At 61.3% G+C, this 22,135-nt stretch carries 23 protein-coding genes; 12 read left to right on the forward strand and 11 right to left on the reverse strand.

Features of this window, described 5'->3' with window-relative positions; translation table 11 throughout:
* Positions 1-201 precede the first annotated feature (201 nt).
* The gene (aroQ, locus tag ACODSV_RS20745; protein WP_024077525.1) at positions 202-651 is read left to right on the forward strand and encodes a type II 3-dehydroquinate dehydratase; all 450 of its coding nucleotides are present in this window, start codon (positions 202-204) and stop codon (positions 649-651) included.
* Positions 648-1,514 carry a shikimate dehydrogenase gene (locus ACODSV_RS20750; protein WP_069077061.1) on the forward strand — a complete coding sequence of 289 codons (867 nt, stop codon included), beginning with the start codon at positions 648-650 and terminating at the stop codon, positions 1,512-1,514. Before aroQ ends, ACODSV_RS20750 begins: the two co-directional genes overlap by 4 nt.
* Positions 1,515-1,689: 175 nt before the next feature.
* Here ACODSV_RS20750 and ACODSV_RS20755 read toward each other — a convergent pair whose 3' ends face one another.
* Together ACODSV_RS20755 and quiC are read right to left on the reverse strand one after the other, a co-directional pair.
* Positions 1,690-2,355 (reverse strand): TetR/AcrR family transcriptional regulator, encoded by a 666-nt coding sequence (locus ACODSV_RS20755; RefSeq protein ID WP_150055908.1) that lies wholly within the window; start codon positions 2,353-2,355, stop codon positions 1,690-1,692.
* Between the two features lie 80 nt (positions 2,356-2,435).
* Positions 2,436-4,337 carry a 3-dehydroshikimate dehydratase QuiC gene (gene quiC / locus ACODSV_RS20760; RefSeq protein WP_069077060.1) on the reverse strand — a complete coding sequence of 634 codons (1,902 nt, stop codon included), beginning with the start codon at positions 4,335-4,337 and terminating at the stop codon, positions 2,436-2,438.
* Positions 4,338-4,559: 222 nt separating this feature from the next.
* Here quiC and ACODSV_RS20765 point away from each other — a divergent pair, with 222 nt between their 5' ends.
* Entirely contained in the window at positions 4,560-5,894 is a 1,335-nt protein-coding gene (locus tag ACODSV_RS20765) for an MFS transporter (RefSeq protein WP_024077529.1), read from the forward strand.
* Here ACODSV_RS20765 and ACODSV_RS20770 read toward each other — a convergent pair whose 3' ends face one another.
* Complete coding sequence (locus ACODSV_RS20770; protein WP_024077530.1) at positions 5,895-6,773, reverse strand: DMT family transporter; 879 nt, start codon at positions 6,771-6,773, stop codon at positions 5,895-5,897.
* A 199-nt stretch (positions 6,774-6,972) separates the two neighbouring features.
* Between ACODSV_RS20770 and ACODSV_RS20775 the strand changes: the two genes are divergently transcribed.
* The 3 genes from ACODSV_RS20775 to ACODSV_RS20785 all read left to right on the forward strand — a co-directional run bounded on the left by ACODSV_RS20775 (position 6,973) and on the right by ACODSV_RS20785 (position 9,418).
* The gene (locus ACODSV_RS20775) at positions 6,973-7,386 is read left to right on the forward strand and encodes a lipoprotein (protein WP_150055910.1); all 414 of its coding nucleotides are present in this window, start codon (positions 6,973-6,975) and stop codon (positions 7,384-7,386) included.
* Between the two features lie 154 nt (positions 7,387-7,540).
* Positions 7,541-8,431 carry a KPN_02809 family neutral zinc metallopeptidase gene (gene ypfJ / locus ACODSV_RS20780; protein WP_102624479.1) on the forward strand — a complete coding sequence of 297 codons (891 nt, stop codon included), beginning with the start codon at positions 7,541-7,543 and terminating at the stop codon, positions 8,429-8,431.
* The gene (locus ACODSV_RS20785; RefSeq protein WP_150054498.1) at positions 8,432-9,418 is read left to right on the forward strand and encodes an alpha/beta hydrolase; all 987 of its coding nucleotides are present in this window, start codon (positions 8,432-8,434) and stop codon (positions 9,416-9,418) included.
* Between the two features lie 144 nt (positions 9,419-9,562).
* On the opposite strand, the gene ACODSV_RS20790 is transcribed toward ACODSV_RS20785, so the two are convergent.
* The 3 genes from ACODSV_RS20790 to ACODSV_RS20800 form a co-directional block, all read right to left on the reverse strand.
* Positions 9,563-10,150, reverse strand: a complete 588-nt coding sequence (locus tag ACODSV_RS20790; RefSeq protein WP_024077534.1) for an HAD family hydrolase — start codon at positions 10,148-10,150, stop codon at positions 9,563-9,565.
* Entirely contained in the window at positions 10,147-11,016 is an 870-nt protein-coding gene (gene tesB, locus ACODSV_RS20795) for an acyl-CoA thioesterase II (RefSeq protein WP_069077056.1), read from the reverse strand. Before tesB ends, ACODSV_RS20790 begins: the two co-directional genes overlap by 4 nt.
* A gap of 159 nt (positions 11,017-11,175) precedes the next feature.
* Entirely contained in the window at positions 11,176-11,745 is a 570-nt protein-coding gene (locus tag ACODSV_RS20800; protein ID WP_024077536.1) for a GNAT family N-acetyltransferase, read from the reverse strand.
* A gap of 76 nt (positions 11,746-11,821) precedes the next feature.
* Here ACODSV_RS20800 and ACODSV_RS20805 point away from each other — a divergent pair, with 76 nt between their 5' ends.
* The gene (locus ACODSV_RS20805) at positions 11,822-12,742 is read left to right on the forward strand and encodes a histone deacetylase family protein (protein ID WP_150095536.1); all 921 of its coding nucleotides are present in this window, start codon (positions 11,822-11,824) and stop codon (positions 12,740-12,742) included.
* A 171-nt stretch (positions 12,743-12,913) separates the two neighbouring features.
* Complete coding sequence (locus ACODSV_RS20810; RefSeq protein ID WP_150056387.1) at positions 12,914-14,140, forward strand: TIGR03862 family flavoprotein; 1,227 nt, start codon at positions 12,914-12,916, stop codon at positions 14,138-14,140.
* Between the two features lie 122 nt (positions 14,141-14,262).
* On the opposite strand, the gene rhlE1 is transcribed toward ACODSV_RS20810, so the two are convergent.
* Complete coding sequence (gene rhlE1 / locus ACODSV_RS20815) at positions 14,263-15,600, reverse strand: RNA helicase RhlE1 (protein ID WP_024077539.1); 1,338 nt, start codon at positions 15,598-15,600, stop codon at positions 14,263-14,265.
* A gap of 48 nt (positions 15,601-15,648) precedes the next feature.
* Positions 15,649-16,545, reverse strand: coding sequence for a drug/metabolite exporter YedA (yedA, locus tag ACODSV_RS20820; RefSeq protein WP_024077540.1), 897 nt, complete (start codon positions 16,543-16,545; stop codon positions 15,649-15,651).
* 161 nt (positions 16,546-16,706) lie between these two features.
* Between yedA and ACODSV_RS20825 the strand changes: the two genes are divergently transcribed.
* On the forward strand, positions 16,707-17,162 hold the full coding sequence (locus tag ACODSV_RS20825) for an Lrp/AsnC family transcriptional regulator (RefSeq protein ID WP_024077541.1): 456 nt from the start codon (positions 16,707-16,709) through the stop codon (positions 17,160-17,162).
* Entirely contained in the window at positions 17,155-17,850 is a 696-nt protein-coding gene (locus ACODSV_RS20830; RefSeq protein ID WP_150056074.1) for a cyclase family protein, read from the forward strand. Before ACODSV_RS20825 ends, ACODSV_RS20830 begins: the two co-directional genes overlap by 8 nt.
* 207 nt (positions 17,851-18,057) lie before the next feature.
* Here the strand turns inward: ACODSV_RS20830 and ACODSV_RS20835 are convergent, their stop codons facing one another.
* The 3 genes from ACODSV_RS20835 to ACODSV_RS20845 all read right to left on the reverse strand — a co-directional run bounded on the left by ACODSV_RS20835 (position 18,058) and on the right by ACODSV_RS20845 (position 20,082).
* Positions 18,058-18,669 carry a 3'-5' exonuclease gene (locus ACODSV_RS20835; protein WP_150056154.1) on the reverse strand — a complete coding sequence of 204 codons (612 nt, stop codon included), beginning with the start codon at positions 18,667-18,669 and terminating at the stop codon, positions 18,058-18,060.
* Positions 18,670-18,715: 46 nt separating this feature from the next.
* Positions 18,716-19,192, reverse strand: a complete 477-nt coding sequence (locus ACODSV_RS20840) for an NYN domain-containing protein (RefSeq protein ID WP_024077544.1) — start codon at positions 19,190-19,192, stop codon at positions 18,716-18,718.
* A 128-nt stretch (positions 19,193-19,320) separates the two neighbouring features.
* Positions 19,321-20,082: a DUF2076 domain-containing protein gene (locus ACODSV_RS20845; RefSeq protein ID WP_024077545.1), complete on the reverse strand. Its 762-nt coding sequence runs from the start codon at positions 20,080-20,082 to the stop codon at positions 19,321-19,323.
* Positions 20,083-20,263: 181 nt separating this feature from the next.
* Here ACODSV_RS20845 and ACODSV_RS20850 point away from each other — a divergent pair, with 181 nt between their 5' ends.
* Positions 20,264-20,923 (forward strand): YciC family protein, encoded by a 660-nt coding sequence (locus tag ACODSV_RS20850; RefSeq protein ID WP_024077546.1) that lies wholly within the window; start codon positions 20,264-20,266, stop codon positions 20,921-20,923.
* Between the two features lie 40 nt (positions 20,924-20,963).
* Positions 20,964-22,052, forward strand: a complete 1,089-nt coding sequence (locus ACODSV_RS20855; RefSeq protein WP_150056156.1) for an endonuclease/exonuclease/phosphatase family protein — start codon at positions 20,964-20,966, stop codon at positions 22,050-22,052.
* The last annotated feature ends 83 nt before the right edge of the window (positions 22,053-22,135 follow it).

Consider the following 22,135-nt stretch of genomic DNA (forward strand, 5'->3'; position numbering starts at 1 on the left):
CTCCCTGGAATGTTAAGGAAACAGGCAAGCATCTTAAGCGTTGTCGAGAATGACTTTCAATTGATATCTAATCTGATCCAGCCAGGTGAAGGGCCGGATTAACTGTTCGATAATCGAACACATCCTCTGCCGCCAATTGACCAAATTAACCATTCAGTACATTTTATCTCCACAACCAACAATAACTGTGGAGAGACCCTTATGCCGCCCATCGTGCTGGTGCTCAACGGCCCCAACCTCAACCTGCTCGGCACCCGCGAGCCCGCGACCTACGGCCATGAAACCCTGGCCGACGTGGCCGCCCTGTGTGGTCGCAGCGCCGAGCAACTGGGGTTGAAAATCGAGTTTCGCCAGACCAACCACGAAGGTGAATTGCTCGACTGGATCCACGGCGCCCGCACCCGTTGCGCCGGTATCGTGATCAACCCGGCGGCCTGGACCCACACTTCGGTGGCGATTCGTGACGCTCTGGTGGCCAGTGAAGTGCCGGTGATCGAAGTGCACCTCTCCAACGTGCATGGCCGTGAAGCCTTCCGTCATCATTCCTTTGTGTCGCCCATCGCCAAGGCGGTGCTCGCGGGTTTCGGCAGCCATGGCTATCACCTGGCCCTGGAACATTTCAGCCAGTTGCTCAAGGGGGCGGCTCGATGAAACCGCGCGTCCTCGCTGGCCTGATCGGCGCCGGTATCCAGGCTTCCCGCACGCCAGCCCTGCATGAACAGGAAGGCGATGCCCAGGGCTTGCGCTACCTCTACCGACTGATCGATCTGGAACCGCTGCAACTGACTCTCGACGCCCTGCCCGACCTGCTGGACGCCGCCGAGCGGATGCACTTCACCGGTTTGAACATTACCTACCCGTGCAAGCAAGCGATCCTGCCGCTGCTTGATGAATTGTCTGACGAAGCGCGGGGCATTGGCGCAGTCAATACCGTGGTGTTCAAGGGTGGCAAACGTATTGGCCACAACACGGATTGCCTGGGGTTTGCCGAGGGCTTTCGCCGTAACCTCAACGATGTGCCGCGTCAGCGCGTGGTGCAGATGGGCGCCGGTGGCGCTGGCGCAGCAGTGGCGCACGCGTTGCTGGCCGAGGGTGTCGAGCAATTGAGTGTGTTCGATGTGGACGCCACCCGCGCCCGGGACCTTGTGGATAACCTGGCGCAACATTTTGGCAGCGGTCGCGCCCAGGTGGGCAGTGACCTGCAAAACGCCATGGCCGAGGCCGACGGCTTGGTCAACACCACGCCAATGGGCATGGCCAAGCTGCCCGGCACGCCGGTGCCCGCTGCCCTGCTGAGAGCCGAACTGTGGGTGGCTGAAATCGTGTATTTCCCGCTGGAAACCGAACTGCTGCGTGATGCCCGCGCCTTGGGCTGCCGCACCCTGGATGGCGGCAATATGGCGGTGTTTCAGGCGGTAAAAGCGTTTGAGCTGTTCAGTGGTGAGGTGGCGGATGCGCAGCGGATGCTGGCGCACTTCCAAAGCATGAATGGCTCAATGAGTGGACTGAACTAACCCCTGTAGGAGCGAGCTTGCTCGCGAAAAACGTCAACGATAACGCGTGTTTCCTGAATCAACGCGGCGCCTGTGAGTTCTTCGCGAGCAAGAACTAGGCGTCCCCCTCGCTCCTACAAAAAAAGCCTTAATTGAACGGCATTTAGGGCAAGCCACAACGATTTCTGCGCTGACTTCAGGCTTGCAGGTAACGCAACACCGAATCACAAATCATGTCCCGATGCCGATGCTTAACCGCCTCATCCGACAGGTCGATCTGAAAAATCTCACTGAACGTATGGCGGTTGGACACCCGGTAAAAGCTGAACGAGTTGATCAGCAGGTGCACGTCCAGCGGCTCCAACCCGGCCCGGAACACCCCCATCTCAGCCCCACGGCGCAACGTCGCACCCAGCGCTTCCAGGATGTTGCTGTTCATCGCCTTGATCGAGTCGGAACGCTTCACGTACTCGGCATTGTGGATATTTTCGATGCTGACGATGCGCACGAAATCCACGTTCTGGTCATGGTGATCAAAGGTGAACTCCACCAGCCGCCGGATCGCCTCACGGGGTTCCAGGGCGGTGAGGTTCATGCGGGTTTCGGTGTTGCGGATATCACCGTAGAGCTTCTCCAGCACCTCGACGTACAACTGCTCCTTGCTGCCGAAGTAGTAATAGATCATGCGCTTGGAGGTATGGATGCGCTCGGCGATGGCATCCACGCGAGCGCCGGACAGACCCTGCTGAACAAACTCGACAACGGCTTCCTGGAGAATGTTCTCGCGGGTCTTTTCCGGATTGTTCTTGCGACTCTTGCGCGGTGCGTCTGACACAGCGGAGAGATCGGGAGTCAGGGTCATGGTGCGCTCACGGCCGGTTTTATTGTGCAGGCCGCGATTATGGGCCGAGGCGCTCCCCGAAGGAAGCACCTGGCCACCGGTTACAACCGAGCCTGGCGTACCGCGCCGCTGCGCGACTTGGCCATCGCCGCCAGGCGCACCGCCACGTTGGCCGCACCGTAGCCGGCATAGCCGTTCTTACGCTGGATGATTTCGAAGAAGAACCGCCCTTCGAACGGCTCGGTGTACACATGAAACAGCTCACCGCCCTGGGCATCGCGGTCATACAGCACGTTGTAGTACGCCAACTCGCTGAGGAACTCATCGTCGAAGTCGAAGCGCGCCGCCAGGTCGTCGTAGTAGTTGAGCGGGATATCCAGCAACGGCACGCCCGCCTCCTTGGCGCGGCGTACCTCGGCGAAAATATCCGCGCAGTCGAAGGCAATGTGATGCACACCCGAGCCGCGATAGCTCGACAGTGCGTGGGAAATGGCGGTGTTGCGATTCTCGGAGATATTGAGCGGCAGGCGAATCGAGCTGCAGCGGCTGCGCAACGCGCGGCTTTTCACCAGGCCGTAAGGGTCGGGCAACACCACTTCATCATCGGCTTCGAAATCCAGCAGGCTCTTGTAGAACAGCACCCAGCTGTCGAGGCTGTCGGCGGGCAAAGCCATGGCCATGTGGTCGATACGCAGCAGGCCACCGCTGGAGGCGCTGACCGGTTGCAGGTTGAAATCGGTGTCGTACAACCCGCCTTCGCTGGGGTCTACCAGGTAGATCAGGCTGCCGTCCGGCGCACGGACAGCCGCCAGTTCCAGCTCATTGGGGCCCACCAGGCCGCGATAAGGTTGCCCCTTGTAGGCCACCGCGCGCTGCAATGCCTTGGCGCTGTCCTTGACCCGAATCGCGGTGGCGCACAACGACGGGCCATGGGCCTCGAAGAAGTTGTGGGCAAAGGAATAGGGTTCGCAATTGAGGATCAGGTTGATATCGCCCTGGCGCAACAGGCTGACGCTCTTGGAGCGGTGCTGGCCAGCCTTGACGAAGCCCAGGCGCTCCAGCCATTGGGTCAGCTTGGCGCCGAGGCTTTCATCCACCGCAAATTCGAGGAACTCGATACCGTCGTACTCGCTGGCGGCAGGGGTTTCGAACAAGATATCGACCGGCGCGGCGGGTTGTTCCCGCGCCAGGCGCTGGCGGGTTTTCTCCTCCAGGTACAGCAACGAGCGCAGGCCATCGGCAGCATTCGCCCGGGTCGGTGCCGCGCGGAATCCGTCGTTGAAAATCTCCAGGGACAGCGGCCCGGTGTAGCCGCTCTGGATGATCGGTGCCAGAAAACCCGCCAGGTCGAATTCACCCTGGCCGGGGAAGCAGCGAAAATGCCGGCTCCACTCCAGCACATCCATGGCCAGGATCGGCGCGTCGGCCATTTGCACAAAGAAGATCTTGTCGCCGGGAATCTCGGCGATGCCGCTGGGGTCGCCCTTGAGCGACAAGGTGTGGAAGCTGTCGAGCAGCACGCCGAGGCTCGGATGATCGACCTGGCGCACCAGGTTCCATACCTGCTGCCAGGTGTTCACGTGCTTGCCCCAGGCCAGCGCTTCATAACCGATACGCAGGCCACGGCGGCCGGCGTGCTCGGCCAGAAGGCTCAGGTCATCCAGCAAAATCCGTTCATCGCCTACGCAGTCGGCCGAGGCATTGCTGCACACCAGCACCAGGTCGGTGCCCAGTTCCTGCATGAGGTCGAACTTACGTTCGGCGCGCTCCAGGTTGCGGGCCAGGCGGTCACGGCGGCAACCTTCAAAGTCACGAAACGGCTGAAACAAGGTGATGGCAATGCCCAGGTCGGCACACATTTGCCTGACTTCTCGCGGGCTGCCGTCGTAATACAGCAGATCGTTTTCGAAGATTTCAACGCCATCAAACCCGGCAGCCGCGATGGCTTCGAGTTTTTCCGGCAGGGTTCCGCTCAAGGAAACGGTGGCAATAGAGCGTTGCATGGGGCGACTCCCGGCATTTGAGGCTCGTCTTATTTAGGGCAAATTATTGGCTGCCAAACTGCTCACAGCAATTGAAATGTACGAACCGGTTAGTTTTTAGGGCGATTATCGAACACAATGGTGGTTGGCGAATTGACGATTTTTTAGCCACTGCGCACCATCGATCACGCAACAAGACCCAGACCACACCATAAAAATTTCAAAAAAAACGGGTACTCCCTCATGCCTTCGCAAAACTCCGTCCTGGCCGCGCGCCCGGCCACCCCGCACGCCGGTATCGGCGATAAGATCCGCGGCGCACTGGCCGTCGGTAAAACCCGCTGGGGCATGCTGGCCCTGGTGTTCTTCGCCACCACCCTGAACTACATCGACCGCGCCGCCCTTGGCGTGATGCAACCGATCCTGGCCAAAGAGATGAGCTGGACGGCGATGGACTACGCCAACATCAACTTCTGGTTCCAGGTCGGTTATGCGATTGGCTTTGTGCTGCAAGGCCGTCTGATCGACCGCGTCGGCGTCAAGCGCGTGTTCTTCTGCGCGGTACTGTTGTGGAGCCTGGCCACCGGTGCCCACGGCCTGGCCACCTCGGCGCTGGGCTTTATGGTCTGCCGCTTTATCCTCGGGCTGACCGAAGCCGCCAACTACCCGGCCTGCGTCAAGACCACCCGCCTGTGGTTCCCGGCCGGCGAACGCGCAGTAGCCACCGGCATCTTCAACGCCGGCACCAACGTCGGCGCGATGATGACGCCAATGTTGCTGCCATTGATCCTGCACGTGTGGGGCTGGCAGGCGGCGTTCCTGTGCATGTCGGCACTGGGCGCCATCTGGCTGCTGTTCTGGGGCTTGAAGTACTTCAACCCGGAAGACCATCCAACGGTCAAGCAATCCGAATTGGACTACGTGCAACAGGAAGTCGAACCGGAACAACCCCGCGTGCCCTTCAGCCGTATCCTGCGCATGCGCGGCACCTGGGCCTTCGCCCTCGCCTACGCGCTGACGGCGCCGGTGTTCTGGTTCTACTTGTATTGGCTGCCGCCGTTCTTGAACCAGCAATACAACCTGGGCATCAACGTGACCCAGATGGGCATTCCGCTGATCATCATCTACCTGACCGCCGACTTCGGCAGCGTAGGGGGCGGGATTCTGTCGTCGTTCCTGATCGGCCGTGGGATGAACTCGATCAAGGCGCGGCTGCTGTCGATGCTGCTGTTCGCCTGCTGCATCGTCGGCGTGATCATGGCGGCCGGTTCCAGCCAGCTGTGGGTCGCGGTGTTCGCCATCTCCCTGGCCATCGGCGCGCACCAGGCCTGGACCGCGAATATCTGGAGCCTGGTGATGGACTACACGCCCAAGCACATGATGAGCACGGTGTTCGGTTTCGGCGGCATGTGCGCGGCCATCGGCGGTATGTTCATGACCCAGATCGTCGGCCACATCCTGACTGTGACCAACAACAACTACACCGTGCTGTTCACCCTGATCCCGGCGATGTACTTCATCGCGCTGACCTGGATGTACTTCATGGCACCGCGCAAGATTCCTACCGTCGCCGTGTAATCAACGCCGCCGCTGCTGCCAGGCAGCGGCCAACCCGCTCATGCAGATCACCCCGATGCCGACCACCGTGGTCATATCGGGGGTATGGTTGAACACCAGCCACCCCAACAACCCCGCGAAGACGATCTGGCAATAGCCGAACGGCGCCAGCAAGGCCGGTGCCGCAAAGCGGAACGCCTGGGTCAGCATCAAGTGTGCGGTCATCCCGCAGGTACCCAGTGCTAGCATCAACGCGCCGTGCCACAGGCTCGGCACCTGCCAGAAGAACGGCACCATCGCACTCATCACCAAGGTATTGCACAGCCCGGCGAAGAAGTTGCTGGTGGTCGGCGTGTCGTATTGGCTGAGAATGCGCGTCAGCAGTTGGTAGAAACAGAAGAACAGCGCCGAGCACAACGGCAGCAGCACCGCAGGCGTGAACAACTCACCGCCGGGGTGGATGATCACCAGCACGCCGACAAACCCGCAGACCACCGCCAGCCATTGGCCGCGGGTCACGTGTTCACCCAGCAGCGGCACCGAGAGCGCGGTCACCAGGATCGGCGCGAGGAAGTTCACGGCCGTGGCTTCGGCCAATGGGATGAAATGCAGCGCCGAGGTGAAAAACAGGCTGGTGCCCAGCAGGCACAAGGCCCTGACGACCTGCATCCCCGGGCGTTTACTGCGCAGCACGCGTAGCCCCGATTGCGGCAGGAAAATCCCGGCCATCAGCAAGGTGTGCACCAGGTAGCGCGCCCACACCACCATCACGATCGGGTAGAACCCGGCCAGGTATTTGGACAGGGCGTCATGGCTGGAGAACAGAAACGTCGCCAGCACAATCAGCAGGATGCCTTTGAAGGGATGGTTGACGCCGGAAAGCGGGGTACTGACAGTCATTGAATTCTCTGGCTTGGCGAGCGGAACGCTGAGCACTGAACGAAGTGGCGCTCAACCCGGTAATCTAGCAGCCGGGCGGGAGTCTGCCCCAAGAGCATAACCAAACAACGTGCGAACAGCGCACTAAATCACGGGAATCGAGTCTAACGCTGCACGCTCGCTCCCGCGTTGCACACTTTTTAGCCAAGGCCCTGCCGTTATGAAAAAAACCCTCTTTCTTCTCTGCGCCGTTGCGCTGCTCGCCGCTTGCAACCAGGAAGCCAAGGTCGCCCCCAAACCTGCACCAGCCTCCGTGCAGGCCACTCTGGTGCCGCAAACCCCGCCCACTGACCAATGGGTCGGCAAGTGGATCGGTGTTGAAGGCTTGAACCTGACCATCGCCAAAGACGACAGCATCGGCCGAGGCCACTACGTTCTAACCATGCAATACGGCCTTGACGCAGGCGACTCCGGCACCTTTAAAGGGGAAGCGGCCGACGGCGGTATTGCCTTCACCCGCCCGGACGGCCCGCAACTGCTGCGCGCCGGAGATGGCGAAGCGACCGGGCTGAAATGGCTGGCGGATAAAAAGGACTGCCTGATCGTCGCCACCGGCGAAGGCTATTGCCGTTAATACCGACCATAATCAGACACTAAATTAGTGTAGGAGCGAGCTTGCTCGCGAAATTCGTTAACGATAACGCGGGCAATCTGGTTAAACGCGGTGTTTGTGCGTTTTTCGCGAGCAAGCTCGCGCCTACAGCAGGTTTATCAAGAGGATTGCTCCCATGCTATGGAAAAAAGGCCGACGCAGCGACAACGTGGTGGACGCCCGCGACGACAGTGGCGGCGGCGGTGGTGGGGGCATGCGTTTTGGCGGCGGCAAGGGCCTGAGCCTCACGGCGATTGTGCTGATCGTCGGCATCGGTTGGCTGACAGGCCAGGACCCGCTGCAGATCCTTGGCCAGTTGACCGGCCAAATGGACCAGGCCCCCTCGGTGAGTACACAGTCGCGCCAGGCGCCACCGGCCAATGACGAGCAAGCCGATTTTGTAAGGGCCGTACTGGGCGATACCGAAGACACCTGGGGCCAGGTGTTCCAGGAAAACGGCCTGGCCTACAAGAACCCGAAATTGATTCTGTTCCGTGGCCGGGTCAATTCCGCCTGCGGTGGGGCGACCTCGGCCAGCGGCCCGTTCTATTGCCCGGCCGACCAGCAGGTGTACCTCGACCTCGACTTCTTCCGGGAGATGTCGCAACGCTTCCAGGCCGCGGGTGATTTCGCCCAGGCCTATGTGATTGCCCACGAAGTCGGGCACCACGTGCAGACCTTGCTCGGCATCTCGGCGAAGATCCAGGCTGCACGCCAGCAAGGCCGACAGATGCAAGGCGACGGCGGCCTGCTGGTCCGCCAGGAACTGCAAGCCGACTGCTTTGCCGGGGTATGGGCCAACCGTGCGCAAAAGCGCCTGAACTGGTTGGAGCCCGGCGATATTGAAGAAGCATTGAATGCGGCCAACGCCATCGGCGATGACCGTTTGCAGCAACAGGGTCAAGGGCGCGTGGTGCCGGACTCGTTTACCCACGGCACCTCGGCACAGCGGGTTCGCTGGTTCAAGACTGGCTTCGCCCAGGGCCAGATCACTCAATGCGACACGTTTACGGCCAAGAGTCTTTAGATGAATAACCGATTGGGATTGCTGCTGGGCGTATGGCTGACCTGCTCCACCACCACTTGGGCGGCCGAGAAAGAGCATGGCGTCAAGGTGGTCAGTCCCGATCGTTTTCACCTGCCGGCCGGCGACCTCAGCCTGGGCCTGAGCCAGGACTGGGCCAGCCCCCTGCCCCAGGTCACCCGAGCCCTGATCATCGTGCATGGTCGGCTGCGCAATGCGCAGACCTACCTGCAAAGTGGCGAAGACGCTGCTGAACACGCCGGGGTTGGAGCCACGACGCTGGTGATCGCGCCGCAGTTTCTCAATGATTCAGACGTAAAACGCAACCATCTGGACAATCAGGTCCTGCGCTGGAGGGGCAACGACTGGATGGCTGGCGAGCCCTCGGTGGGGCCGGGCGCTGTCAGCTCCTTCGGCGCCCTGGACCAGATCATCAAGCACCTGGGCAACCGCACACTGTTCCCGGCGCTCAAAGAGATCGTGGTAGCCGGCCATTCCGGCGGAGGCCAGGTGGTACAGCGCTTCGCCCTCACCGGCCACGACCACCCGGCCCTGCACACCGAAGGCATCCGCCTGCGGTATGTGGTGGCTAACCCGTCGTCCTACGCCTACTTCAGCCCGCAACGCCCGGTGAAATTCAACGTGGCCGACTGCCCTGGATTCAACGACTGGAAATACGGCATGCAACACCTGCCCGCCTATGCTGAAGGCCAAGGCGTCGAGCAGCTTGAGCGGGCCTACGTGTCACGCGACATTACCTACCTGCTGGGCCAGCAGGACACCGACCCGAACCACCCGGCACTGGATAAAAGCTGCGAAGCCGAGACCCAGGGCGCGTATCGGCTGATTCGTGGGCACAACTATTTTGACTACCTCAAGCAACGCCATCCGCAGTTGAGCCAGACGCTGGTGGAAGTGCCGGGGGTTGGGCATGACGGGGATGGGATGTTTACTTCGCCAGAAGGCCAGAAAGTACTGTTTAAGCGATAACTGACGAAACCTGTTCAAAATGTGGGAGGGGGCTTGCCCCCGATAGCAGTGTGTCAGTCTCAGCATCTGTAACTGATCCACCGCTATCGGGGGCAAGTCGAATCGTCGCACCGCCCCTCCCACATTTGATATTCGTCGCTTGGGCTAGATCATCCGGCGCAATGCCGCACAATCCTGCGCATGCCAATCCGCCAACCCGGGCCACGGGTTCTCCGGCAGGTTGACCAACACCGTTCGGGTCCCCGCCGCTCGGCCGCAGTCGAGGTCGAAGCGGTAATCCCCGACCATCACCATCTCGCTCGGCGATACATCCCACGCCGCCGCCAATTTCAATAACCCACCCGGATCCGGCTTGGGCGGCGCATCGTCACGTCCCAGCACATCCTCGACCGCAAAGCAGTCCGCCAGGCCAATAGCCTCCAGGGTGATATGCGCCAACTCCCGCGCATTGCGGGTCAGGATCCCCAGGCGATAACCCCGCCCGGCCAGCTCGCGCACCAGCTCCACCGCACCGTCCGCCGCGACGGAGCCCAGCGCCAGCTCGCGCTCATGTTCCAGCAACCAGGCATGTTTGGCCGCGGCGATGTCCGCCGGCAAAGCGGCGAGATGGGTGAGGATGTCATCCTCGGGTGGAATCTCCAGGGCCACGCGAATAGCCGCAAAATCATGCACGGCCACCGTGAGGGTGCCGTCCATGTCGAACACCCAATGCTTAACGTCGGCCAGGCTCATGCCCAGTCCTTGCGGTGGCGAATCAGGCCTTCCTGGGTCACCGACGCCACCAGTTGCCCGGCGCGGTTGTACACACTGCCCCGGGAGAAACCACGGGAGTTGCCGGCCCATGGGCTGTCCATGGCGTAGAGCAACCAGTCATCGGCGCGCAGGTCGGCGTGGAACCACAGCGCATGGTCAAGGCTGGCGACCTGCATGTCTTTCTGCCACACCGTCTTGCCATGGGGCAGCAGCGAGGTAGTCAGCAGGCCGAAGTCCGACGCGTAGGCCAGCAGGTATTTATGCAGCGCCGGCGCGTCGGCGAGTGCCCCGTCGGCGCGGAACCACACGTACTTGACCGGGTCCGACGGCTGCGGGTTGAACGGGTCTTTTTCGGTTACCGGGCGCACTTCGATCGGTTTGGGGCACAGCAACTTTTCGCGCATGTGTTCCGGGATCAGGTGCGCACGCTGCTTGGTCAGTTCCAGCTCCGACGGCAAGTTCTCCGGGCCGACCACCACCGGCATGGTGGTCTGGTGTTCGAAGCCTTCTTCGTCGTACTGGAACGAAGCGCTGCAGGTGAAAATCGGGTGGCCCTTCTGGATCGCCGTGACCCGACGCGTGCTGAAACTGCCGCCATCACGCACGCGGTCCACCGAATACACCACCGGCAAGGCCGCGTCGCCAGGGCGCAGGAAATAACCGTGCAGGGAATGCACGTGGCGCGCTTCTTCTACGGTCTGGCTGGCGGCCGACAGCGACTGGCCGAGCACCTGACCACCGAACAGTTGGCGAAAACCCAGGTCCTGGCTGCGGCCGCGAAAGAGGTTTTCCTCGATCGGTTCCAGGGTCAGCAAGTCCACCAGATCTTCCAATACTTGGCTCATTCAAACTCTCCTCAGAGCAAAACGGTATCTACCTGTAGGCGCGAGCTTGCTCGCGAAGGTGGTTAACGATAACGCCGCGCTTCTGGTCTACCGCAGCGCTCTTGCGTTCTTCGCGAGCAAGCTCGCGCCTACAGGGGTCTATTGGGCATTCCGGGCTGCTTATCCGTGCAGCGTGTCCAACCATTGGGCGCGGGTGATGCGGTACAAAACATGATGGCGCAGCGTGTTATCGGCTGCGACCTTGGGGTGTTCGAAATCCGCCTGGGGATCGTAATGCATCCCGATGGCCTGCATGACTTTTTGTGATGGCAGATTGGCTTCGGTGGTGAACGCGACGATTTCATCCAGCTGCAAGCGGTCGAAACCACAGCGCAGCGCCGTCCAGGCCGCTTCACTGGCGTAGCCCAGGCCCCAATGCTCGCGGGCCAGGCGCCAGCCGATTTCCACGGCGGGGGTAAAACCGGCTTCGAAACTGACATTCTGCAACCCGGTCAGGCCGATGAATTCGCCACTGTCCTTGCGCTGCAAGGCCCACAGGCCAAAGCCGTATTCAGCGAAATGCCCACGAATCCGGCCGATCAGCGCGGCGCTTTCCAGGCGGTCCAGCAGGCCGGGAAAATAGCGCATCACCTGCGGGTCGGCACACATTTGCGCAAACGCCGGCAGGTCGCTGTCACGCCATTGGCGCAGCACCAGGCGCGCGCTTTCCAATTCCAGTATCGGCTCCACGGGTCCCCTCCCCTTGCCATGTGCGTGAGTGTACAGCGCTGTTAAGATCCCTCGCAGGTTCCCGTCAGAAAATCCCATGCCTTTGCCATTGATCTACCACGATGACTACAGCCCTGAGTTCCCCGCGGATCACCGCTTTCCCATGGACAAGTTCCGCCTGTTACGCGACCACCTGGTGGCCAGCGGCCTGACCGAAGACCGCCAGTTGCTGCGCCCGCAACTGTGCCCGCCAGAGATTCTGGGCCTGGCCCATGAACCTGGGTATATCGAACGCTACATGAGCGGCAAGTTGTCCCGAGAAGACCAACGGCGACTCGGCCTGCCCTGGAGCGAAGCGCTGGCCCGGCGTACCGTGCGCGCGGTCGGCGGCTCGATACTCGCGGCAGAACAGGCGCTGAAACACGGCCTGGCCTGCCACCTGGCGGGGGGGACCCATCACGCCCATTATGATTATCCGGCCGGCTTTTGCATCTTCAACGACCTGGCGGTGATCAGCCATTACCTGCTGGCCAGCGGGCGGGTCAACCGCGTGCTGATCTTCGACTGCGACGTGCACCAGGGCGACGGCACCGCGCGCATCCTCCACGACACGCCGGACGCAATCACCGTGTCGCTGCACTGCGAGAAGAACTTCCCGGCCCGCAAGGCCCAGAGCGACTGGGATATCCCGCTGCCCATGGGCATGGGCGATGCCGAGTACCTCAAGGTGGTGGACGATGCACTGAACTACCTTTTGCCGTTGTACCAGCCGGACCTGGTGCTATACGACGCCGGCGTCGATGTACACAAGGACGACGCCCTCGGTTACCTCAAGCTGACCGACGAAGGCGTCGCCGCCCGCGATGAAAGCGTGATGCGCCACTGCCTGGGTCGCGACATCCCGGTGATGGGAGTGATCGGCGGCGGCTACAGCAAGGATCGCCCAGCCCTGGCGCGCCGTCATGGCATCCTGCACCACAGCGCGCAACGGGTGTGGACGTCATCAGGTTGTCATTGAACCCTGGGCGTTACCCACAATGCCTGTGGAACGGGCTGTGGATAACTTGAGCGTAAGGGGCTGAAAGCGAGTAGCCGCATGGCCTGTAGGAAAGTGTACGTTTTTTGATCAGGCAGCCACGCTGCCGTCGGGTAGAATGCTCGGCCTATTCAAGCGACCGTAGCCCTGCCCATGCCTCAGACCTCTCCTCAACACGTCACCATCATCGGCGGCGGCCCCGCCGGGCTGATGGCCGCTGAAGTCTTGAGCCAGGCGGGGGTGCGGGTCGACCTGTACGACGGCATGCCGTCGGTGGGGCGCAAATTCCTGCTGGCGGGCGTGGGCGGCATGAACATCACCCATTCCGAAGCCTACCCGGCTTTCCTCTCGCGCTATGCCGAACGGGCCCCCCACCTGGCGCCGTTATTGCGGGCATTTGGCGCTGAAGCACTGTGCGAATGGATTCATGGCCTGGGCATCGAGACGTTTGTCGGTACCTCCGGCCGCGTATTTCCCACCGACATGAAAGCCGCCCCGTTGCTGCGTGCCTGGCTCAAGCGCCTGCGCGACCAAGGCGTGGTTATCCACACCCGGCATCGTTGGCAGGGCTGGAATGCGCAGGGGGATTTACTTATCCACAGCCCGGACGGCGAAAAAACCATCCACAGTGCTGCCGTGTTGCTGGCGCTGGGCGGCAGCAGTTGGTCGCGCTTGGGCTCTGACGGCGCCTGGCTCAAATTGCTGGAAGATAAAGGCGTGCCCTGCGCCAGGTTGCAACCGAGCAACTGCGGCTTCGAGGTGTCGGCCTGGAGCGAATTGATGGTCAGCAAATTCGCCGGCGCACCGTTGAAAAATGTCGTCATCGGCCTGGGCGATGACAAACCCCGCCTCGGCGAATGCGTGGTCACCGCCAGCGGTATCGAGGGCAGCTTGATCTACGCGCTGTCGGCGCCGATTCGTGAGGCGATCAACCGGAAAGGTTCGGCCACGGTGCATATCGATTTGCTGCCCAGCAAGCCGTTGGACAAGGTCCATGCCGCGTTGGCCAAGCCACGTGGTTCGCGCTCGATGAGCAAGCACTTGCACAGTCAGTTGGGGTTGGATGGGGTCAAGGCGGCGTTGTTGCGCGAGTTGGCACCCGCCGAACACTTCAATGATCCGGCGCAGTTGGCGGCGGCTATCAAGGCGCTGCCGCTGACCTTGGTGAAGACACGGCCGATGGATGAAGCCATCAGCACGGCCGGTGGTGTGCCGTTTGAAGCGTTGGATGAGCGGTTGATGCTCAAGCAATTGCCAGGGGTGTTTTGTGCGGGGGAGATGCTGGACTGGGAAGCGCCGACCGGCGGGTATTTGCTGACGGGGTGTTTTGCCAGTGGCAGGGCGGCTGGGCGGGGGATGTTGGAGTGGCTTAACCGCTGATATTCGTGGTGAATTCAAAGCCGCCATCGGGGGCAAGCCCCCTCCCACAGTTTGAATGTATTCACACATCAAAATGTGGGAGGGGGCTTGCCCCCGATGAGGCCATCAGCCACACCGCAAAATCACTTTTTCTTACGCGGCCCAGTATTAAACACCGGCACCTTACGCACCGGCTTGATCGAAGGCTCCGACGGCGCCACTTCGCCACTGTCCACCCACTTGCCCAGGTTGCGCTTACCACCGCCACCACCTGACGCCTTGGGCTTCTTCGGTTTTTTCGGTTTCTTCACCACCTGGCCGCTGGCATCGGTGTCGGGCACGCGGTGTTCCGGTTCGAAATCCGGCTCCATCTTGCGGGTCAACGTCTGGCGGGTCAGCATCTCGATGGCCGACAGCATGTTCACTTCATCGGCGCACACCAGGGAAATCGCCTCGCCGGTGTTGCCCGCGCGACCGGTACGGCCGATACGGTGGATGTAGTCCTCGGCCACGATCGGCAGGTCAAAGTTGACCACCAGCGGCAGGTCTTCAATGTCCAGGCCGCGGGCCGCCACATCAGTGGCCACCAGGATCTGCACATCGCTCGATTTGAAACGATCCAGCGCACGTTGGCGCGTGGCCTGCGGCTTGTCGCCGTGGATGCCATCGGCATTGATGCCCAGGCCCTGCAACTTATCCACCAGCGCATCCACGCCGTTACGGGTCTTGGCGAATACCAGCACCTGCTTCCAGCGGCCCTTGCGCATCAGGTGCACAAACAACTCCGCCTTGCGCTTCTTGTCCACCGGCACCACCCATTGCTTGACGGTGTTGGCGGCCACGTTGCGCGGGCTGACTTCGATGCTCAGCGGGTCGTTGAGCATCTGCCCGGCGAGCAGGCGGATGTCATCGGAGAAGGTCGCGGAGAACAGCAGGGTCTGACGCTTTTTCGGCAGCATGCGGTAGATGTTCGCCAGTTCTTCGGAGAAGCCCAGGTCGAGCATACGGTCGGCCTCATCCAGCACCAGGGTTTGCAGCTGATTGAGTTTCAGCGCGTTCTGGCGGAACAGGTCGATCAGCCGGCCAGGGGTGGCGACCAGCACGTCGACCCCCTTGCGCAGCTTCATCATCTGCGGGTTGATGCTCACGCCGCCGTACACCGCGTAGGTGGTGAGCGGCAGGTTCTGGGCGTATTCGGCAACGCTGGCGTGAACCTGCTCGGCCAGTTCGCGGGTCGGGCACAGGATCAGCGCGCGCACCGAGTTAGCGGCGACTTTCGGTCCTTCCATGGTCAGCAGTTGCAACAGCGGCACGGCGAAACCGGCAGTCTTGCCGGTGCCGGTCTGGGCCGCCGCCATCAGGTCGCGGCCAGCCAGCACCGCCGGAATCGCTTGCGCCTGCACCGGCGTCGGGGTCTGGTAGCCAAGCGTCTCAAGGGCGCGCAGCAAGGGTTCGATCAGGCCAAGGGTGGCGAAAGTCATGTAGTTACCGTAGGAAAAATTCAGCGCAAGGGCGTAATGCGCGGCAGTTTACCTTATTTCCGGCTTGGGCTTGCGCCACTGGGGCAGGCTGATCAATAGCACGGCACTGATGATCACCAACATCGCCAAGGCTTCTTCCAGGCCGATGGTCTCGCCGACGAACACAATCCCCAACAACACCGCCACCGCAGGGTTCACATAGGCATAGCTGGTCGCCGCAGCCGGGCGGACGTGCTTGAGCAGATACATATAGGCGTTGAAGGCGATGATCGAGCCGAACACCGTCAGGTAGGCCAACGCCAGCCAACCCTCCAGTGGCGGCATGGCCTGCAGGTGCTCACCGGAAAGCGCGCTGCCGATCAACAGGGTCACGCCCGCCACCAGCATTTCCGCAGCACTGGCCATGGCGCCCTGGGGCAGCGATAACTGCCGACTCCACACCGACCCGAATGCCCACGATGCCGCCGCGAACAGCAACAAGGCGGCGCCCACCGGGCTTGATTGCAGGGTGCTGCCCATGTTGAGCATGGCGATGCCGACAATCCCCAGGATCACCCCGGCCCATTCCAGCCGCGTATTGCGCGCGCCCCAGAAATACCCGCACAGCAAGGTGAACAGCGGCACGGTCGCCACCGCCAGGGCAGCCACGCCGGACGACACGCCCGCATGTTCGGCCAACGTGACGCCGCCATTACCGAAGGTGAGCAGCAAAATGCCGATCATCCCGGCGGCCTTCCATTGTGGCCATGTCGGCGCTGGCACCCCGCGCCATCTGAGGTAGCCATACATCAGCGCACCCGCCGTGCAGAACCGAATCCCCGCCAGCAACAATGGCGGCCAGTAGTCCACGCCGATGCGAATCACCAGGTAGGTAGACCCCCAAATCACATACAGCGCAAAAAAGGCGGCGATCAACGGTAAGGAAAAGCGACGTGGGCCAGGCATTGGGCGGCTCGAAGGCAGATATAAGAGATGCTTATTCTAAAAAGGCATGTGCTTAAACATAAGTTACAAAACCTGTTTAAACCGCCCATACACTTTTCAAAGCATGGTTATGAGGGCTATAAACCATGCTTTCGAAAGCCACCTGGCGTTGGAGCCTTTTCATGGACAAATATGACCGCATGCTCCTCAGCGCCCTGCTCGAAGACGGCCGTGCCTCTTACGCGCAACTGGCCCGCACAGTAAACCTCTCCGCCCCCGCCGTGGCCGAACGCGTGGCCAAGCTTGAGGCCAGCGGCGTGATCACCGGTTATCAGGCCAAGGTAGACCTGTCCAAAGTGGGTTTGCCGATTCAGTGTGTGATCGAACTGCGGTTGACCAACCATGGCAGCCAGAAGGTTTACGACGCCCTGGCGGAAATTCCCGAACTGACCGAGTGCCACCGCGTCACGGGCGATCCGTGCGTGATCATGCAAGCGGCGGTGGGGTCGATGCCGGAGCTGGAGAATCTGATCAACCGGATAGCGAAGTTCGGGTTCAGCAAGACCTCGATTATTTTGTCGAGCGCGATAGAGCGGCGAGTGCCGCTGGCGCAGTTGGAGGGCAAAAACGGTGGTTAAACATAGCCAGGTCGTCAGCCTCAGCCACCCGATCAGCCGGCGTATTCCGCTGTGGCCGGGCGATCCCCCCGTGGTGTTTGAAGACGTCGCGTCGCTGGATAAGGACGGCTATTTCCTGAGGCGTTTCAGCCTGGGCGAACATAGCGCCACCCATATGAATGCGCCGAACAGTTTCTATGCCGACGGGATGGGAATTGATGGTTATCAACCCGAAGACTTGGTGCGGCCCGCGGTAGTGATCGATGTGCACGGTAAAACCCGGAGCAATCCAGATTACGAAATCAGCCCACAGGATATTGAAGCGTGGGAACGTCAACACGGTCTTATCGAACCTGGCTCGGTGGTGCTGATGTACACCGGCTGGCAACACCTCTGGAACGACCCGTTAGCGTTTTTTGGGCAGGACGCGCAAGGCTCACACTTCCCTGGGATTGGTGAAGCGGCGATTCGGTTTTTGCTTGAACAGCGCCAGATTGCCGGGGTTGGCATTGATACCCACGGGGTTGATCCAGGGCAAAGCACCGCCTTCGCGACAAACCATGCGATATTGGCCGGAAATGGGATTGTGCTGGAATGCCTGACCCACCTCGACCGGCTTCCGGCCAAGGGCGCCACGTTAGTGATAGGGGTACTAGGGCTGGAAGGCGGTTCGGGATCACCCGCATCGGTAATGGCATTTATTCCCTGACTTGCAGGCAGGCCCTGCCGACGCCATCGCAGGCAAGCCAGCTCCCACAATAGACCGCATGCAGTACGGGCTACTCGGTCAACTGTGGGAGGGGGCTTGCTCCCGATAGCGGAGTGTCAGTCACCAGATGTACCGGCTGACCCGCTGCATCGGGGGCAACCCCCCTCCCACACTTGGAACTTCGGTGTTCTTGGAGTTGTGGCTGGCTCAAAACCCGCGATGTTTCTTCAAATGCTCATTGATCTTCGCCGCCGGCACTTTCTGCAGGGTGCACAGCAGGTCGTGGGACAGTTCGCGCAAGCCATGGGTGCGCCGCAGTTCCTGGGCCAGGTGCGCCGTGAGGTTGGCGGCCATTTCCGCATCCGCCAGCGCCCGGTGAGCCTGGCCGGTGTGGGGCAGTTGGGCGTAGGTGTTGAGGGTGCCGAGCTTGTGGTTGGGCGCAGACGGCATCAGGCGGCGGGCCAGCAGCAGGGAGCAGGCGAATTTTTGCAGGCGGGTGCGGCGGATCAGGCCGAGTTCGAAGTCCCAGAACTTCTGGTCGAACGCAGCGTTGTGCGCCATCAGCGGCGTGGTACCGACGAACTCGTTGACTTCGTTCATCACCCGCTCGGCCGGCGGGGCGCTGCGCAGCATGGCGTTGCTGATACCGGTCAGTTGTTCGATAAAGCCCGGCACTCTCACGCCTGCGTTCATCAGGCTCTGGTAGCGGTCCACGATCTGCCCGCGCTCGAGGATAACCACCGCGATTTCCGTGGCCCGGCAGTGGCTGCTCGGGGTGATGCCGGTGGTTTCAAAGTCGATGACCGCTATACGTTCCAAACCTGTTCCAACTCCGTCTAACCATTTATTTATTGAGCCGCTGCGCTTATTTAAGCAACAACGCGCCTTCGATCGGCACGTAGCGGCTGGCGGCACGTATCAGTGAGTTGGCCGTCAGCCCCGGTACGCCGTAGGCCACGGCTTCGACGCCATGCTTGTGGATAATACGGTCGAGCAGCATGTCGAAATCACCGTCGCCGGAGGCCAGCACAATTTCGTCGACGTGGTCGGCAGCGTCCATGATGTCGATGGTAATGCCCACGTCCCAGTCGCCCTTGGCCGAGCCGTCGCTGCGCTGGATATACGGCTTGAGCTTTACGGTAAAGCCGAGGTTGCGCAGGATCTGCTGGAACTGCTGCTGTTTGCTGTCGCCACGGTCGATGGCATAGGCGTACGCCTCGACAATCTGCCCGCGCGAGCTGATGTCCGCCCACAAGGCGGCATAGTTGAAGTGGCAGCCGTACGCCTGGCGCACGGTGTAATAGAGGTTTTGTACATCGGCGAACACTGCAATTTTCTTCACCGCACTTCCCCATGACTGCCACTTGGACCCCGGACCCAAAGGCCCGGAAAGGTTGCCAGTATGCCAGCCACAGGAAAGTTTCCGGGAAAAATCAGACCGGGATGTTCAAGCGCCCCGGTCTGGTTGCGTCAGACAAAGGAGTCGTCGTCGCCGAAGGAGGAGTCGTCGTCGGAATAATCGTTGTCGGCGAAGCTGTCGGAGTTGCCGCCGCCCCAGCTGTCATTGCCGGCAAACTTCTGGTCATCGTTGCCCCAGTTGCTGTTATCGCTGGCCGGTGCCGGCTCTTCACGGATAATTTCTTCCACGACTTGCGGCTGTTGCGAGTTGTGGTTGAACAGGCTGCTGATCCCTTCGGCCAACATCACACCACCGGCCACGCCCGCGGCCGTTTTCAGCGCGCCACCGAGAAAACCACTGCCAATCGGCGCGGCAGGCTGTTGAGGCTGCTGATAGTTCTGCTGCGGTGCGCCGTAGTTCTGTTGTGGCGCAGGCTGGCCAAACGAAGGCCGTGCCGGTTCACGCCAGCCGCCGCCCGAAGATGCCGGGGCGCTCGGGGCCGGTTGTGCATCCCGGGAACCGCCGCCAAAGATGCTCGACAGGAAGCCACCGCTGCTCGGGGCCGGCTGCGCGGCCTGGGACTTGGCGCGCTGCAACTCATCCTGCAGTTGCTGGATCTGCTGTGCCTGCTGCTTGTTCTGCTCGTCGAGACTCTTGAGTGCGTGTTCCTGTACCAGGATCGACTGGGTCATGTAATACCCGGCGGCCGGTTGGCGAGTCATGTGCTCCTTGATCCGCGCTTCGGCCTGGGCGTCGCGGGGGGCTGAGTCCGTTTCGGCTTGCTGCAACCGTGAAAACAGTCCATCGATCAGGGTTTGCTCTTCGCTATTCATGGCGACCTCGTTAGATTGCCGGTAAAAAACAGGGGCCGGCCTATGATCGGGCCGGTGTATGTCAGTTATGGGGGTGTTACCAGTTGTTTCAATGATCTTTACTCAAGGTTTACGTTTGCTTGCCTACGGCACCTATCGGTTAAAGTGTGCCCCTGCTTTTTTTCGGCCTGTGATGACTCTGATGAATCCGTTAGACGTACTGCGCGACTCCTTCCGTTTTACCCAGCGCAACCTGGGTGCCATCGTCCAACTGTGCCTGCCGTTGGTGATCCTCGAAGCCCTGTTGCAACAGGTACTCGACCACACGCTCGGCCCGGACGCCTTCCCTGGCTATAGCGTGGTGGTGGGGTTGCTGGTGTACCCGCTGTACACCGGCGCACTGATCCTGTTCCTCGACGCCCGCACCCGTGGCGAGTCACCGCGCACCAAGGATGTATGGGCCATGGCCCTGACCCTGTGGCCACGCTTCGCCTTGCTGACGGCGATGAGCACCCTGCTGATCTTGCTCGGGCTGTCACTGTATTTCCTGCCGGGCCTGTGGCTGATGGTGGTGCTGGCGTTTGCCGAGTACCTGCTGGTGCTGCGCGGTATGTCGGCGCTGGAGGCGATGAAGGAAAGTTTCCGCCTGACCCGTGGGCATTTCTGGCGAATCCTGGTGTGCCTGCTGTGCGTCATGACGCCACTGTGGCTGCTCAAGGGGGCCAGCGTGGCGGCGTATCCCGAGCCCGCGCCGTTGCTGGGCCTGCTGATCGACAGTGCCCATAGCTTCCTGCAATTGTTTACCAGTGTGGTGCTGTTCCGTTTATTCATGCTGATCGGTGGCGATGCCGACGCGCGGTGATATGCTCCGTGTCACCCCTGAAACGCTATAAGCCGAGCCGATGACCCGTTTATTGCGCATCACCCTGCTGAGCCTGCTGATCCTTGCGGGCCTGCTGACGGCCCTGATCTACAGCCTGACCTGGCGCCCCGCCGACAAAGAAACCCTGCCCGTAAGCTGTGTCGCGCCCCGTGCGCCGACCCTGCTGCCGGGGCAGGCGCTCAAGGTCATGACCTGGAACGTGCAATACCTGGCCGGCAAGAACTACGTGTTCTGGTACGACAGCGCTGACGGCAGCGGACCGGACGAGCGCCCCACCGTCGAAGACATGGCTTTCAGCCTCGACGAAGTGGCGCGGGTCATCCGCGACGAGCAACCCGACATCCTGTTGTTGCAGGAACTTGACGAAGGCGCCAAGCCCTCCCACTACCAGGACCAGGTGGCGCTGCTGCAAGAGCGACTGGTCGACCTCTACCCGTGCAGTGCCCAGGCCTTCGACTGGAAAGCCGACTTTATCCCCAACCTGCATATCTTCGGCAGCGTCGGCCGCAAGCTGGTGACATTGAGCCGCTACCAGATCGAACACGCCGAGCGCCTGCAATTGCCGGTACCGCCCGCCAATATCATCAGCCGGCAGTTCCAACCCAAGCCGGCGTTGCTGCTGACCTACCTGCCGCTGAGCGATGGCGGCCAACTGGCGGTACTCAATACCCGCCTGGATGGCGACGCGCCGGGGCGTTCAGCCGTGCTGGAGCAAGTGCAGGCAACGGTGAAGCTGCTGGATAAGTTCGAAAGCCGTGGCACGCCGTGGTTGATTGGTGGGGATTTCAACCTGCTGCCGCTGGGGCAGTTCCTGCGCCTGGACGCCGGCAAGCGCGGCCAGTATTCGCCGGACAGTGAGCTGCATTTGCTGTGGGATAAGTACCCGATGATCCCAAGCAACAGCGAATCCAGCGGGATTGATCGTGAGAAATGGCTGACGCATTTTCCCAATGACCCGAATATCGATGGCCCGGATCGCACCCTGGATTACCTGTTCTACAGCTCGCGGATCAAGCGAGTGGAGGCCAAGGTACGGCAGGAGGATACGTTGCGTATTTCCAACCATCTGCCGGTGATTGCACGGTTCCTGCTGCCGGCCGCGCAATAGTCAATGTGGGGGGGTGGTGCGACGGTTCGCACTTGCCCCCGATGGTGGCGTGTCAGTCAGCTCATCTGTAACCGATCCACCGC

The organism is Pseudomonas sp. FG86 (assembly GCF_057808775.1).